The organism is Psychrobacter sp. PL19, from assembly GCF_017875835.1.
Lineage (GTDB): Bacteria > Pseudomonadota > Gammaproteobacteria > Pseudomonadales > Moraxellaceae > Psychrobacter.
Window position 1 is genome coordinate 533577 of the sequence record NZ_JAGING010000001.1, and the last position, 15138, is coordinate 548714.

The following is a 15138-nucleotide window of genomic DNA, read 5'->3' on the forward strand; positions in this document are numbered from 1 at the left end:
AAATAAGAGGGAGTCATTCCTATCAACGTGCTACTGGTATAAATTTTTCTTGCTTGCTATGCCTACGCAGACAGAGGCTGCAAAAAGCTTATACCAGCAGTACCGTTCCTAAGTTGGATTGACTCTATTCTGTATTAGGTTAGGTGGTAAACGTCTACACCAATCAACCTGTTCTGTACAACCACCGAGAATTGTCTTATGAGCCGCGACCGTGCCGTGCAACAGCGCCAACCAAAAGCGCTAGCAGTAGATGACGAGCCGATTTATATGACCGAGTTTCGTCAGGCTATGCTCGCTCGTGGTTTGGCGACCCGCACTCGTAACGCTTATGTACGCGATCTGCGCTCTTGTGAGCTGACCAGTCATACCGCACTGACACTTTGGCAGCCCGATGAAGTGCTACATTGTCTATCAATCCTCGCCCAAGACAGTAAAACTCCACGCACTCAAGCACGTATGCTATCTAGCCTACGCCAGTTTTATCTATGGATGATTGCTAGCAATCTACGCGAAGACAATCCTTGCGAGCGTATTAAAACCCCCAAGATTGGCCGTCCACTACCAAAAGACTTAGCCGAAGCTGATGTCGACAACCTACTGGCAGCGCCCGATAGCAGTACCGCGCTTGGTCTACGTGATAAAGCCATGCTAGAGGTACTATATGCCTGTGGTCTGCGGGTCAGTGAACTGGTTAATCTATCAATAGAACAAGTCAATCTAAATGCTGGCTGGCTACAAATCACTGGTAAAGGCAATAAAACCCGTTTAGTACCGTTAGGAGAATATGCGGCAGACGCGCTTGAAGATTATTTAGCCCATGGACGCGGTGATTTGGTTGCGCATCTAAAGGCAGGGAATTGCCAAGCAGTATTCTTGACCGCGCAAGGCGGTTATATGACCCGGCAAAACTTTTGGTATCTGCTAAAAAAATACGCCAAAGTGGCTAGTATTGATAAAGACTTATCACCGCATACCCTACGCCATGCATTTGCTACTCATCTACTGAATCATGGTGCGGATTTGCGTAGTGTGCAATTACTCTTAGGCCATAGTGATTTATCGACTACCCAGATATATACTCATGTGGCGACGGCTCGATTGCAGAAATTGCATGCTGAGCATCATCCTAGGGGATGATTCATAAACTAAAAGTGATCATTTAGTGTATATTTTGGCTCTAGTCAGCTTTACACAGAAGCTTACAACCTTTTTATAAGCTTAAATTAACACACCAAGTGCAACGCTAAATGATGTCATAGAATACCTGATTAATTTTTTAGATTGTTCATAGTATTTCATCCATGATATAGCTTATGATCCTGATTTAGGACGAGCTTATTTCTAGTTGAACCAAGCGTTTCACACAATACTACTTCGTGTAGAAAATTAATTTTTGCGAGCTGTTCGGTGCGCTGGAAGAATCCTACAAAACTGTTTATGGACAAACGAAGCAATTATTGCCGTAAGGACATGAATCCTGCTACGACAATCAAGAAGATTCCAACTAGAGATAACATGTCTGGAACTTCGGCAAAAAATACTAGCCCCCATAATATAGCAAATCCAACATACGCAAAGTCAAATGTACCAATGACTGCGGGCGGTGCCTTTTGATAAGCGATTGCTGCTCCTACACTACCTATCAGAATTGCAACTGCCAACAGTGCCATTAACGCCCATTCTACGAACCCCATGTTTGTCCATGAAGCCAATAAGAAACCTTTACGTGGTTCAGAAACAATTGACGAAATCAAAACCGCAGCCAATGTCCCTACGACAACGAAAGTCAAGTTCAGTACGAGCGATAGCATGACTGGATTAACGTCTCGGCACTTGGTACGAGTTAGGATCATTGACAAGGCATAGAGCACAGCGGAGATTAACGGCAAAATAGCAAAAAGGTTAAAATCTCCAGCTTTTGGACGAAGTATTAATAGGACCCCTAAAAATCCGACGGTTACTGCCATCCATCCGAGACGACTGATTTTGTCACCAATGAATACGGCTGAAAAAAGAGTGATAAAAATAGGGAGTGTATAGTAGGTCGCGGCAGCAATCGACAAGTCTAGATTTGGTAAAGCCAGGTAGTAAGCGAGCCACATGCCAACTAGCATAACGCTGCGAAGCATTGTCCAGCCTAGCGCTGGTGGAACAGATAAGGCACTTGGCACTTTAATCCAAAGGTAAAGCAGAAGAATAGGCATCACTAGGAGCGAGCGCAGAACAAATATTTGCCAAATAACAAACTCTGCGCTAGTGAACTTGATTAGTGCATCACCTAGTGAAAGCGCTAATACCGCTATGATAATTACCAATACTGCGAGAGGTAAGTTATCTTTATATTCTTTAAGGTGTGTACTAGATTTCAAGCAGATACTCCTGATAGGTCGAGCTGTAAATATTAAACTAACCTACCCTTGTACCTACTTCAACCCCAACTCTCAATTCTATCAATCCATAGCTGCAAACCTGCCCTTTTCTCGTTACAATGTGCACTATAAGGCGTTCGCTTATTTTGACTTATTAATTGTCATAAATCGCACGCACTCACCTTTTACTTATCCATTATTCGAGAATCTCATGAGCCATAGACCTCCCACTGACCTATTAGAAAAAGCCAAACACTGGCGCGATGATATTAATTTTCGTCAAGATGTACTGGGCAAGCCTTTTGACTTTGCGACCACTTGGGGCATTTTTTCTCCGCAAAAGCTCGATGACGGTAGCTTGATGCTCCTCGATTATATTGATTTTGAAGCGGATGATGACTCAATAGATTTGGGCTGTGGCTATGGCGTATTGGGCATGGCAGCAGCGCGTGAATGTCCAGATGGTCAGCATACCTTGATTGATAAGGACTTTATGGCAGTAGAATATGCGCGCCGTAACTGCGAGAAGAACGGTTTGAATAATGTCGATGTGCATTTATCTAACGGCTTTAATCATGTGGATAAAGCCAAGGACTTTAGCCTGGTGATGTCAAACTTGCCAGCCAAGGTAGGTAAAGAGCAGCATTATCTCTATTTCCTCGATGCGCATGCGCGTATGCGTAAAGGTGGCCGCTTTTATGTGGTAACGATTAATGGCTTACGTCAATTTATGAAGCGCTCATTTACCGAAGTGTTTGGTAATAGTGAGAAAGTAAAACAAGGCAAAACCTATACGATTACTATGGCAACTAAAGACTAATCAAACTATTTATGAAGCCGTGAAATTTCAGTCAAAAAAAGCACGCTGAATCTGTCATGATTTAGCGTGCTTTTTTAGGTCTATCTATATCAAAGCGTATCAGTCTACATCTGCCGTTTTAGTAGATAGCCACCCAATAAAGCACTAGCAATAATAGGTAATAACACCATCAATAGGGGCGAAAATCCAGTTGCCAGCGAGATAAAGCCGACCAAATCCTGAATATAACTAAACAGTAAACCGAATAATAATGCTACTACGATACGCAGACCCAAGCTATGCGTACGCAAGGAACCAAAGACGAAGGAGCAGGCGACTATAACCAGCGATAAAATAGATAAGGGTGACAGGAGTTTTTGCCAAAATGCCAGTTCGTGACTTAACGAGCGTTTATCTTGCTGACGCATGAATTGTCGATGTTGATAAAGCTGAGTGAGCGATAAGTCTTCAGCTTGACGTGTGAGTAGGTAGACAGACTCCGGCGCAAAAGGCAGGCTTAAAGTATCTGTTTCTGACTTTGCTTGCGTGCTATCAAAACCTTTATTGATCGTCAGCTTAGTCATATTATTTAACTGCCACTCGTAGCGATATTGCTCGCGAGGCTTAGCATTTGGGGTGTCAATAACTATACGACCCGTATACTGCCCCCCTTTAGCATGAATAGCAGTTTGTAAGTTGCCATTGTTATCTAAGTGCCAACGCTTGACCGTACCGATATTGCCTTGTACATCAGCGTAATCAATATAGAGAATATCGCTGCCATCTGGCTGTACTTCTGCCGTACCTGAGTTCTTACTAGAATCACTACTGTCGGCAGCGGCTTTAAAGCGCGGCTGCATGGTCCAATAACCACGCACTGAAGTGATTGATGCGCCGCTATCTTCGCTATTAATATCATTCGCTAACTGATTAGTGTGCGGAAGTACAAACTGATTAATGGCCAATGCCAATAGTGCAAAAACTAGGGCTGGCTGCAACACCCAACCGACGATACGATAAAGGCTGACCCCTGAGGCACGCATGACCACCAGCTCACTTTTATTCGCCAGCAGTCCCAAACCAATTACCGCACCCAATAAGGCACCTGTCGGCATAAATTGTTCTAAAAAATAGGGTGAGCGATAAAGAATGTATTTAAGCACATCAGACATCGTATAGCTGTCGGTGAGTGCATCAAGTTCAGACAAATAAGAAAACAAAAGTTGTAAAGCCCACAAGCCTAATACTGCGGCAATAATTGCCAGTAAGGCATTGGTTTTGACATAGCGTCCAAGTACTTTTAGGCTGGCATGTTGAGCATTAGCAGTCTGATTTTGAGATGGTTTTTTAGAGAGCTTGGTAAGTAGTGAGGCGCGCATTATGATGGCCCTCCATGTGAGCCATTGCTTTGAGTCTCAGCAGAGACCAGCGTATTACCTTTCACACGGAAGCGCAGACGGTGTTGAATTCGGGTACCCCAGTTCAGATAAAGCGCTAATGCCATAAATCCTAAAATCAGCCACGCATACGACCATACGCTAATACCACCTTTACTCACGGCATTCTTGAGCGAGATAATACCTAACGCACAGCTGACAAATAATAAAATCGATGGAAATAGTCGCAGCCAGCGCCCTTGGCGAGGACGCACTTGCGCCAGCGGTACCGCTAGCATAGGGGCAATGATCATCAGCCATGGTAGCGCCAACCGATAGCCCAGTTCAGCTTGGGCAGCACGCATAGCATTGACGCTGCCCACTTGTGCAGTACCAGTCGCGGCTTGCCATAATGGCATAATAGCTTGGGTTTCGATGTTGTCTTCGGTCATTACTTCCTTGGACGGTTCAGACAAGGTGATGCGATATCTGTCAAAACTGACCTGATTATACCTCAGGCTTCCGGCTCCCACTTCATAACGCCGCCCTTGGAATAAATCCAATTGGGTCACGCCGTCACCGCCAGTATCCACTTGCTGTGCCCGCTTAGCTAAAGTAATGGTGTCTTTGCTAATGGCCAGATCGCTACTGTCAGCTTGGTCAACCAGCGCTTTAGGCAAATCACTAGGCAAATCACTAGGCAAATCACTAGGTAGCTCTGGAATGCTACGCTGTTCAGTCAGCTCAGCGGTTGTACTTTTAGCGCTCGAGCCTTTTTCTGTGGGTTCAGATTGAATCAATACTACGTCTTGCAGTTGTTTTTTATCGTCGCTCAGACTGCCCACATACAGATGATAATTGCCAGTACTGATAAACTCATTGGGCCGTATTAAATCAAAAGCGCTGGTCAGTGCCTGCTGCTGCCAAATGGTCTCTGAAGAGCGCACGCCCCAGGGTTTAGCAATCACAGATAACGCCGCCTCGCCTACGAATAATATCAAAATTAATGGGGTCATCATTCGTGCAAGCTTACCGCGAGAAATACCACTACCGTTAATCACCGCCATTTCTTGGTCGACATACAAGCGCCCAAATACCAACATTAATGCAATAAAAAAAGCTAACGGTAAAATCAGCTCTAAAAAATACGGCAAGTTATAGCCAATAATACTAAATAACAAGCTGATATCTAAGCGACCTTCAGCAGCAATACCGAAGTAGCGTATTAGGCGACCACCAAGCATGAACACCATCAAAAAACCCAATACCAAAGCAGTGGTCGAGGCAACCTGACGGGTCATGTAGCGGCTTAATATCACAATAGGTACTCTTAGCAGATGGCGTTCTCGCGATTTCTCGCGTATTTATTAGTAGGTTTATAAATAATATTTGGCGGTTGTCGTGTTAAGAATAAGCCAGGGCTAACTGTATAATGCTATAGTTAAGCCACGCTTAAGGTCACACCTGTATTTGTTAGCGCAAGAGAAATCATGACACAGACCGATATAGCTGCTAATGCTAGCATATTTTTGTAAAAAATAGCGGTGAAATGTGTTCGAAAATATTACCTAACCCTTACTGACTACCCACTTATGTTTTTAGATATCCTGCTGTTAGTTTCTGGCTTAACAGCATAAAAACCAGCCCTTTTCTTCACTTTATTTAAACGGGTTTGTGTGTTGTTGGTATCTAGCTCTAATTATTGTCGAGATTAGTTGTTAGAATTTGCTGTCATACCTTTTTAACTCATACCTTAAAGTCGAAACCGAATAATTTTAATACTTTCTTTTGATAGTTGTGATAAAAGCACATCAATCGATAACAACCAAGCACTGACTGTCGCTACTTATCAAGGTAGGTACGGCAGGCTAGTTGGCTACGGTATTGGATTTATATAGGTTTAATTATACAACGGAGAATAAAATGTCTGTTCCCTCTACACTACTTAATCTAGCTGGCGGACAATTTGAGCCGATTGATTGGTCAAATTGCGCTATCGTCTTCATTGATTATCAGAATGAATATGTTGACGGTGCCATGCCTTTAGGTGAACTAGGTGTCAAAGCAACTGCAAACGCACGCCTACTACTCGATAAAGCCAGAAAGGAAAACATTCCTGTTTTTCATATGGCGCATCATGGCGAAGACAATGACAAGGTTTTTGATCCATTGACTTCTAAAGTAGACATCGTTGAGGTGTTAAAGCCCAGCGACAATGAAAAAACCATCACTAAAAAGCACCCCAACTCATTTTATGACACGCCGCTGCAGGAGCTTATAGCCGCCGCCAATAAGCAGCAGATTATTTTTGCTGGCTTTATGAGTCACATGTGTGTCAGTTCGAGCGTGAGAGCAGCCTTTGACCTTGGCTTTCAGAGTTATGTTTGCCATGATGCCTGTGCCACTCGTGCCTTACCAAGTGCTGCAGGACAAGCTATCAGCGCTGAAGTTGTACATGATACGGCGATGGCGGCTCTACAGGATAGATTTGCAGCCCTAGTATCGACCGATCAGCTGGTCAACGGTTAATAGCAGTCATTGATTATTGGCCGGTACCTCGACCAGTAAAACCCGCCAGGCTGTTAATTAATCATACTATTAATAGTTGATCACAGTATTATTTAATAGTTAATCACAGTATTATTGGTTAATCGTACTATCAATATTATGGCGGGTCGCTGCGTTTGCAGGCGACCAGATAGTACGGCAAATGTGTTCGAAGATATTACCTAACCCTTGCTAAACACGCACTTAGCTCTTGATATGGTACACTGTAAAACTAGCTTGTTAGGCCAACAAATATAACTCACAACCTAATGCGCCTCGCACTCTAACTGACATTGATACTTTTTTGCACTAAAACTTTCTTTGCACTACACAAGGATAAAAATATATGAATATTAAACTAACTGAGCAGTTACCAAAAACTCATAACCAAAAAATTCTCAAAAAAGAAGCGATAGACAAAGACGCCTCCTGTCTGGTGATCTTAGTCGATGATAAAAAAAATATATTAGCTGAGTCCGCTTTAAGCGATTACCAAACCCGTATTGAGCAACTGATTGAAGTCTCACACTTTAATGGCAAAGCTTGTGAAACTGTTGCTGATTACGCATTGGCAGGTGATAAAAAGACCACCAAGCAAAACCCTGTCCAGCTATTATTAGTTGGTGTTGGTTGCTGCGATAAGCTCAATAACACCGTGCTGCAAAAAATTGCTAATACCATCTACAAGAGCACACAGAAACGTGTTGCGTCTATTACCGTCGCCTTAGGTGATGCCTTAGAAGAAGAGCAGTTTGGACAATTTGCTCTCAATCTGTTGGCTGCAAGCTATCGTTTTGATAAGTATAAGTCTGAACAAACAACACCGATATTAACTGATATCTACTTGCTCGCTGATGACGCTCTACAGCCCGCATTAGACTTTGCACAGTCTGTATTTATCGGTCAAAGCCTGACTCGCGATGTGGCCAATGAGCCAGGTAATATCTGCTTCCCAGTCTTCATGGCAGAGCAAGCACAAGAATTAGCCAACGCCTATCCTGACTTGTTAAAAGTGACCGTACTGGGCGAAGACGACATGTCAGCATTGGGCATGGGCTGTTTCTTAGCGGTATCTCAAGGGTCAACTAAAGAAGGCCAATTGGTACTTTTAGAATATCAAGGCAAATCAAAATTCAGTGCTAACACTGCCAACAACAGCGCAAAGGTTAGTGGCGGTCTAAAAATTCTTACCGATAAACTACCAATGAAAAAAGCCAGTAAAAAAGCCGACAAAAACAATGCTGATAATGCTCAAATCTCAAACGATGATGCGCCTATCGTACTAGTCGGTAAAGGTGTCACCTTTGATTCAGGTGGTATTTCAATTAAGCCTGCCGCTGCTATGGATGAGATGAAATTCGACATGGGTGGTTCAGCCGCTGTATTGGGCACGATGAAAGCCCTATGCGAGGCCCGTCTACCAATCAACGTTGTTGGTGCTCTAGCCTGCGCAGAAAATATGCCATCAGGTGATGCTACTCGTCCTGGTGATATCGTAAAAGCTATGAACGGTAAGTCGGTCGAAATATTAAACACCGATGCTGAAGGCCGTTTAGTGTTGGCAGATACCTTATGCTACGTACAGCGCTACTATCAGCCAAAAGCTATCATCGATGTTGCTACCTTAACTGGTGCTTGTGTGGTTGCCTTAGGCCATGTGCGTTCAGCAGTATTTAGTAATGATGAAGATGTACTGTTTGCACTCGAAAACGCCAGCACCCAATCAGGTGATTTAATTTGGCATATGCCAATGGACGACGAATACCAATCACTCATCAACTCGCCTATCGCTGATATGCAAAACATTGGTGGTAAAGGTGCAGGGGCAGTAACTGCAGCATGCTTCTTATCGCGCTTCGTTGAAGACGGTCAAGCATGGGCGCATTTAGATATTGCCGGTACCGCATGGAACTCAGGTAGTGAAAAAGCAGCAACCGGTCGTCCTGTGCCATTATTCATGCAGTATCTAAAGAACTGTGCAGGCATGGCATAAGCTTTTATGACTGGTACAGACCTTCATGGCCATTATTAATTGATGACTACTATTAATGTAGAGGGTTTGCACCATGCAAATTAGTTTTTATGTGTTAAGTGAGAATAAGGCCCAAGATTTCTTGGGCTTTGTTTGTCAATTGACCCAAACAGCGTTAAACAAAAGCAATCAGTCGCTATTAATCCTTACTGAGGATGACGCGTTACTTGACGATTTTGATCAAGCGCTATGGGCCCATGATGCCAGTAGCTTTATTCCGCACCAACGTTTGGCGTCTGATACGACTATTGTCTCTGCAAATAGTTCCTTAGCGACAAATAAAATGTTAGCACCCGTCTTACTGGGTACTTATTTACCAGCAGAGTTCAATGGTATTATTATCAATACCACCTCCCATCCCATCAACGACTTTATGACTGCAACCAGTAATGCGCAGCCAACCCGTATCCTTGAAATCATCAAACCGGACGCCGCCAGTGTGCAAGAGGGACGTATTAAATATAAGCGTTATCAACAATTAGATTATAAGCTGACTCATTTTAAAGTGTAGTACTACTCTCAGCCCTATTCATAATCCCAATCCCAATCCCAATCCCAATCCCAATCCCAATCCCAATCCCAAAAAATAAGCTCACATCGTCAGGCTTCCTAGACCTATTAGTGTCATATATACACTCTTCTTTATCTTTAATTTTAATTTTTTAAAATGGCTTAAATACTGATTTATAGTGAACCAGCTACCATTAAACCTATCTGCTTTTATATAGTCTACTTACTCTGACTCTAAGCCGTAAATCCATACCGTCGCTGTATTGCAGTAGGCGAATATGTAAAAAAATGCTACCATCGCCTGATTATTATATTATTGATATGATTAATTTTTCATTATTAAATTTTTATTAACTCGGATAAAGGTGGTGTGATGCGTTCATTATTTATGATGTACCAACGTATAGGTCTGGTACCGCTGATTATTATTGGCTTAATATTAGGGGTATTAGTCGGCTGGCTGGCTCCCAGTATCGGTATTGCATTAGGACTACTGGGCACACTGTTTGTCGGCGCGCTAAAGGCAGTTGCTCCAGTACTGGTGTTTATTTTGGTGATGTCGGCCATTTGCCAACACCGTAGTGGTAGTGAGGTTTATGTCAAACCCGTGCTGATTATGTATATCTTCGGCACTTTTTTTGCAGCACTTATCGCGGTCGGGGCCAGCTTTTTGTTTCCAACCGAGTTGGTTTTAGTTAATGCCACTATTGAGCAAGTACCACCAGCTGACCTAAAAGAAGTTCTTACCAATCTGCTACTCAACCTGGTCGCAAACCCGGTCAATGCGATCGCTGAAGCCAATTATATTGGCATCTTAGCTTGGGCAATCATTATTGGCTTTGCCCTTCGTCAAGTCAGTGAAACCGCGCGCACCGTGGTAGTGGACTTTGCTGATGCTATCTCGCAAGTGGTAAAATGGGTTATTGCGCTGGCCCCTATTGGTATCTTAGGCTTGGTTGCCAATACGGTCGCTGAAACCGGCTTTGCCGCGCTGGCAGGCTATGCACGTATTTTATTAGTACTAGTCGGTTGTATGCTATTTATTGCTTTGATTGCCAACCCCCTAATCGTGCTGGTAAAAACTGGAAAGAATCCTTATCCACTAGTCTTTACCTGCCTACGTGAGTCAGGGATTACAGCATTTTTCACTCGTAGTTCTGCAGCAAACATTCCAGTCAACATGAATCTTGCGCGTAAACTGGGTCTGCATGAAGATACTTATTCAGTGACTATTCCACTGGGCGCCACTATCAATATGGCTGGCGCGGCGATTACTATTAACGTCTTAACGCTGGCCGCTGCTCATACTTTGGGAATCGAAGTGAGCTTTGCCTCCGCCCTACTATTAAGCTTAGTCGCTACCATTAGTGCTTGCGGTGCGTCCGGTGTGGCGGGTGGCTCCTTACTACTTATTCCACTAGCAAGTAGCTTATTTAGCATCCCTAACGACGTGGCCATGCAAGTGGTGGCCATCGGCTTTATTATTGGGGTGGTGCAAGATTCAGCAGAAACTGCGCTGAACTCATCAACTGATGTGCTATTTACAGCAGCCGCTGACCCTAAATATGCCCGTTAATTGCGGATATATGAGTCATCTATAATGCGACGGTTTAAAATACTATTTTTTAAAGTACTATTTTTTAAAAAATAGTACTTTGCGATACGATTATTTCATAAAAAAAAGGGCCTATTAATGTCCTTTTTTTTTGGCTAAAATTTGTCGAACTCTCCCTACCTTTGGCATGCAATGACTGCTAGCTTATACACTTTTATAAGCATATGATAAAGCCCTCACTTTATAATCTAGTCTTAATAGTGAAAGGTTCATATTAACCTTTATATAGTCCAAAACTATGATTCCAAACAATAAAATCATCATACGTAGTAAGGGTTTCGTGCTTAACAAAACGGTACATACCGGCATACGCATACTGTGGAAACGCAGCTATACTGCACGCCCCGTTCAGACTCTAGTTACAACACCCAGTCTATCTAGTAGTTAACTTTATAGCCTCGTCACCAGCAACTTTGGCGCTTAATAACCTCTATTTATAAAAGACCATCATGTCTTGCCACCCTAACCATTCATGGAAAGGGTTTTTTATCTATTATTAAAAGAAGTTAACATGAACATTAATGAAAAAATGAACATTGCCAGCTTCACTTTCAATATATTCTGCATTACTCGTACAACCTACATGGCCTATATAACCCGTATGGCTATGACTAATATAGCCTCTATAGCAACAGGAGCAATCACTATATGAGTATCGACGATCATCAAGTATCTGCCCCTGTTGCTCCCAGTTTACCTATTTGGAAGCTGCTAGCATTCACCTTGGCAGGTTTCCTCGCTATCATGACTGAAACCATGCCAGCAGGTCTACTGCCGCAAATAAGTGAGTCGTTAGGCGTATCCAAAGCGCTGGCCGGTCAACTGATAACCTTCTATGCGCTAGGCTCAGTGCTAGCCGCTATCCCAGTTATCGCCGCTACCCGCAGTTGGAACCGCAGGCGACTGTTCATGTTGGCAGTCGGTGCCTTGTTAGTGTTTAATATTGTCACAACCTTGTCCAGCAGCTATGCCATCATTATAGTGGCACGCTTTGCCGCAGGGATGGCAGCTGGGGTAATATGGGGATTGTTACCCGGCTATGTGTTACGAATGGTGGCCGACAATATGCGAGGTCGTGCATTGGCCATAACGGGTGTGGGTCAACCCATTGCTCTCGCCCTTGGAATTCCATTAGGAACTTGGTTAGGAATGCTGTTTGACTGGCGTGGAGTGTTCTGGATCATGTCAGCGCTAACCTTATTATTGTTAATCTGGGTACGACTAGCGATACCAGACTTTGCGGGACAGTCGGTTAAACAGCGCTTGCCTATTAAACGCATTTTCTTGATGCCAGGTATCCGTCCCGTACTGCTCACAGTGTTCGTCTGGATAACCGCGCACAATCTACTTTATACCTATATCGAACCGTTCTTAGCCTCGGTTGGGTTAGCAGAGCGGGTCGACGCTGTCCTATTGCTATTCGGCATGGCTGCCATGGTTGGAATCTGGCTGACTGGGCTGTTAGTCGATCACTGGCTACGGGCTATGGCTTTGATAGGTCTGAGTGGATTTGCGGTAGCTGCATTAATATTGGGCTTCTCTGGTGGCTCAACGGCACTCGTGCTAGTGGGCATAGCCCTATGGGGTATCACCTTTGGTGGCGCACCAATAATGCTACAAACTGCGCTAGCGGGTGCAGCGGGTAAGAATGCCGATGTGGCACAATCAATGTTTGTGACCGTATTTAATTTGGCAGTCGCTAGCGGCGGGGTAGCGGGTGCACTACTATTACAGCACCTTGGGGCAGTGTCATTCCCATGGGCAGTACTCGCGCTAGCACTAATAGGTTTGTCGATCGTATGGACTGCTAGAATAAATGGTTTCCGCGCTAAATAACAATCTAGACACTATAATCTAACGGGAGAAATACTAGCTTAAGTGTTTATCTATGACAGACAAGGCGGTTATCTATAACCATAAAAAAGGGCTATAACAGCCCTTTTTTGTTGTCTGCAATTTATATTTAACTTTTAATAACTGCCCGATTATTTGCCCACTTTAGCTGGTCTATTTTGCAGAGAATACAGTATGGCTAGAAAAAATCTATGAAGCCTCTAGCATATATCAAGTTCACAGCAAGCAACTTTTTTAGCGGTCGCGTGAAGTTATATCTCGTTTTTATTCAATATCATCGGAAACGAGTTTGGCCATGTCATTAGAATACTTTAAGCGACTAAACTGATTTAAGCTGATATATCACTTTAAATTGCTAATTTCCACTTCAATCATTGATGACTCAGCGTCCCATTGGCGTTTGAACTGACGCAGTTGCTCAAGCTCATCTAATAGCTCAATAATCAAACCAATCGCTGGCACGCTGGCTTCAAAGTCGCGACTCAAACGAGAAGCGCGGCGAACGGTGGTCAGTTGATAGCCGCTAAACTGTTCGCTGTCAGGCACGTCATATTCAATGACGCTCTCTTCAATCAAAGCAATGACCCATTGACGATCCTGCCCACAAGCAGACACCAGTTCGTCTAAGTTCATGATAATGTCGGTTAATTCAGGCGAGTGTTTCATAATTATTATCCTCGTTTGCTCTGTATGTCATCGGTACCATATAGTCATCATTTTTACGGCTGTTATCGTTAACACTGCGATAGTGGAATACCAGCATAAGTAACCTTTGCGCTTCTGTGCTTTATAGCCAGTTCTAAAAACTTATCGCTATTTTTAAAAGACTGATTTCATTAGTCGCAAGCTATCATAGTTCATAAGCGGTTAAAATCGTTTCAGCGTCCTTAATAAATGCTATTCATAATACTATTATGTAGTACAGCTACTATTGACTCACACTATTGATTAGCGGCTAATACTGCTATCAGTAAAGGCTTGTTTTAACTGCTCATAAGCCTCGGTTGCTGCATCGGTATTGACCTCAGGATTGACAATATTTAAGGTTAAATATAAATCACCCGCTTCTTTAGCAGGAATACCTTTGCCTTTTAAGCGTAAATTACTCCCTGATTTGCTGTTCTTAGGAATGCTAACGCCTAGGGTACCCGCTGGGGTACTGACATTAATTTTCTCACCAAGCGCCGCTTCCCATGGGGTGATATTGACCGTTTGATAAACATTGGCCCCTTCTAGACGGATATTGTCAGCATAGGTAATCTTGACCTTTAAGAATAAATCACCATTTTTGCCACTACCACTGCCAGCCGCGCCTTGCCCGGTTAAACGGATTTGTTTGCCCTCAGTAATGCCTTTGGGAATTTTTATTTTGAGGGTTTTATTATCGTAGCTGACCTTGCCATTAGCTTGGCGAACAGGAACATTTAACTTAATACTATAATCGTCGCCATTATAGACTGACGCCAGATCGACATTAATCTCCGCATGTTGATCCTGACCTTTACTATCTTGACTGCCGAACCCACCACCGAATTGATCAAAGCCACCATGCTGCGATTGTCCACCACTTTGCCCGCGTGCCCCGCGACCAAATGCTGAAAAAATATCGTCGAAGCGAAAACTACCATCACCAAAGGCTTCGCCCTCACCAAACTGACCTTTCATATCTTCCCAGCGTTGACCACCACTGCCCGCCTGCCCATTAGAGCTGCCACCGAAGCTGCCACCCTGACCAGCAAATGGATTGTTGAGCATGGCATCATATTCAGCGCGCTTGTCTTGGTCTCTGATAGTCTCATAAGCATTGTTAATCTCGGCAATCTTATTGTCGGCGTCCGGATCGTCGCTGACATCAGGGTGGTATTGGCGAACGAGCTTACGGTATTTTTTTTTGATATCCGCATCTGAGGCGTCTTTTTTGACCCCTAAGATTTCGTAATAGTTTTTCTCAGCCATGTTATGGTTCCTCAAAATAGAAGCTTTTTAATTATAGTGGCGTACAAATTTTAAAATACAGAGTAGTGGACAAGGTTTTT

Annotated in this window: 12 protein-coding genes; 7 read left to right on the top strand and 5 right to left on the bottom strand. The window is 43.5% G+C overall.

All coding sequences use genetic code 11. The features are described 5' to 3' along the window. The first annotated feature begins 198 nt into the window (after positions 1-198). Positions 199-1137 carry a site-specific tyrosine recombinase XerD gene (gene xerD, locus H4W00_RS02145; protein WP_209955971.1) on the top strand — a complete coding sequence of 313 codons (939 nt, stop codon included), beginning with the start codon at positions 199-201 and terminating at the stop codon, positions 1135-1137. Between the two features lie 317 nt (positions 1138-1454). Here xerD and H4W00_RS02150 read toward each other — a convergent pair whose 3' ends face one another. Then, positions 1455-2369, bottom strand: a complete 915-nt coding sequence (locus H4W00_RS02150; RefSeq protein ID WP_209955972.1) for a DMT family transporter — start codon at positions 2367-2369, stop codon at positions 1455-1457. A gap of 211 nt (positions 2370-2580) precedes the next feature. On the opposite strand from H4W00_RS02150, the gene H4W00_RS02155 reads away from it, so the two are divergent. Beyond that, positions 2581-3189 (top strand): class I SAM-dependent methyltransferase, encoded by a 609-nt coding sequence (locus tag H4W00_RS02155; RefSeq protein WP_209955974.1) that lies wholly within the window; start codon positions 2581-2583, stop codon positions 3187-3189. Positions 3190-3293: 104 nt separating this feature from the next. Here the strand turns inward: H4W00_RS02155 and lptG are convergent, their stop codons facing one another. Together lptG and H4W00_RS02165 are read right to left on the bottom strand one after the other, a co-directional pair. Further along, positions 3294-4547 carry an LPS export ABC transporter permease LptG gene (gene lptG / locus H4W00_RS02160; RefSeq protein ID WP_209955976.1) on the bottom strand — a complete coding sequence of 418 codons (1254 nt, stop codon included), beginning with the start codon at positions 4545-4547 and terminating at the stop codon, positions 3294-3296. Further along, positions 4547-5863 (bottom strand): LPS export ABC transporter permease LptF, encoded by a 1317-nt coding sequence (locus tag H4W00_RS02165; protein ID WP_334684847.1) that lies wholly within the window; start codon positions 5861-5863, stop codon positions 4547-4549. The genes lptG and H4W00_RS02165 overlap by 1 nt, the downstream gene beginning before the upstream one ends. 604 nt (positions 5864-6467) lie before the next feature. Between H4W00_RS02165 and H4W00_RS02170 the strand changes: the two genes are divergently transcribed. The 5 genes from H4W00_RS02170 (at position 6468) to H4W00_RS02190 (ending at position 13084) form a co-directional block, all read left to right on the top strand. Further along, positions 6468-7073 carry a cysteine hydrolase family protein gene (locus tag H4W00_RS02170; protein ID WP_209955978.1) on the top strand — a complete coding sequence of 202 codons (606 nt, stop codon included), beginning with the start codon at positions 6468-6470 and terminating at the stop codon, positions 7071-7073. Between the two features lie 364 nt (positions 7074-7437). Then, entirely contained in the window at positions 7438-9084 is a 1647-nt protein-coding gene (locus tag H4W00_RS02175; RefSeq protein ID WP_209955981.1) for a leucyl aminopeptidase, read from the top strand. Between the two features lie 73 nt (positions 9085-9157). Next, a complete protein-coding gene (locus tag H4W00_RS02180; RefSeq protein ID WP_209955983.1) occupies positions 9158-9634 on the top strand; it encodes a DNA polymerase III subunit chi in 477 nt (158 codons plus the stop codon). A 372-nt stretch (positions 9635-10006) separates the two neighbouring features. Beyond that, positions 10007-11209, top strand: coding sequence for a serine/threonine transporter SstT (sstT, locus tag H4W00_RS02185; protein WP_209955985.1), 1203 nt, complete (start codon positions 10007-10009; stop codon positions 11207-11209). Positions 11210-11896: 687 nt separating this feature from the next. Then, complete coding sequence (locus tag H4W00_RS02190; RefSeq protein ID WP_209955987.1) at positions 11897-13084, top strand: MFS transporter; 1188 nt, start codon at positions 11897-11899, stop codon at positions 13082-13084. Between the two features lie 360 nt (positions 13085-13444). Here the strand turns inward: H4W00_RS02190 and H4W00_RS02195 are convergent, their stop codons facing one another. Together H4W00_RS02195 and H4W00_RS02200 are read right to left on the bottom strand one after the other, a co-directional pair. After that, entirely contained in the window at positions 13445-13768 is a 324-nt protein-coding gene (locus H4W00_RS02195; RefSeq protein WP_209955989.1) for a chaperone modulator CbpM, read from the bottom strand. A 282-nt stretch (positions 13769-14050) separates the two neighbouring features. Then, positions 14051-15058: a DnaJ C-terminal domain-containing protein gene (locus H4W00_RS02200; protein ID WP_209955991.1), complete on the bottom strand. Its 1008-nt coding sequence runs from the start codon at positions 15056-15058 to the stop codon at positions 14051-14053. Positions 15059-15138 lie beyond the last annotated feature (80 nt).

Excerpts from the sequence above, each read along its gene's own strand:
- H4W00_RS02180 (WP_209955983.1), top strand. The coding sequence starts at position 9,158 with ATGCAAATTAGTTTTTATGTGTTAAGTGAGAATAAGGCCCAAGATTTC.
- H4W00_RS02170 (WP_209955978.1), top strand. The coding sequence starts at position 6,468 with ATGTCTGTTCCCTCTACACTACTTAATCTAGCTGGCGGACAATTTGAG.
- H4W00_RS02155 (WP_209955974.1), top strand. The coding sequence starts at position 2,581 with ATGAGCCATAGACCTCCCACTGACCTATTAGAAAAAGCCAAACACTGG.
- xerD (WP_209955971.1), top strand. The coding sequence starts at position 199 with ATGAGCCGCGACCGTGCCGTGCAACAGCGCCAACCAAAAGCGCTAGCA.
- H4W00_RS02200 (WP_209955991.1), bottom strand. The coding sequence starts at position 15,058 with ATGGCTGAGAAAAACTATTACGAAATCTTAGGGGTCAAAAAAGACGCC.
- H4W00_RS02175 (WP_209955981.1), top strand. The coding sequence starts at position 7,438 with ATGAATATTAAACTAACTGAGCAGTTACCAAAAACTCATAACCAAAAA.
- H4W00_RS02190 (WP_209955987.1), top strand. The coding sequence starts at position 11,897 with ATGAGTATCGACGATCATCAAGTATCTGCCCCTGTTGCTCCCAGTTTA.
- sstT (WP_209955985.1), top strand. The coding sequence starts at position 10,007 with ATGCGTTCATTATTTATGATGTACCAACGTATAGGTCTGGTACCGCTG.
- H4W00_RS02195 (WP_209955989.1), bottom strand. The coding sequence starts at position 13,768 with ATGAAACACTCGCCTGAATTAACCGACATTATCATGAACTTAGACGAA.
- lptG (WP_209955976.1), bottom strand. The coding sequence starts at position 4,547 with ATGCGCGCCTCACTACTTACCAAGCTCTCTAAAAAACCATCTCAAAAT.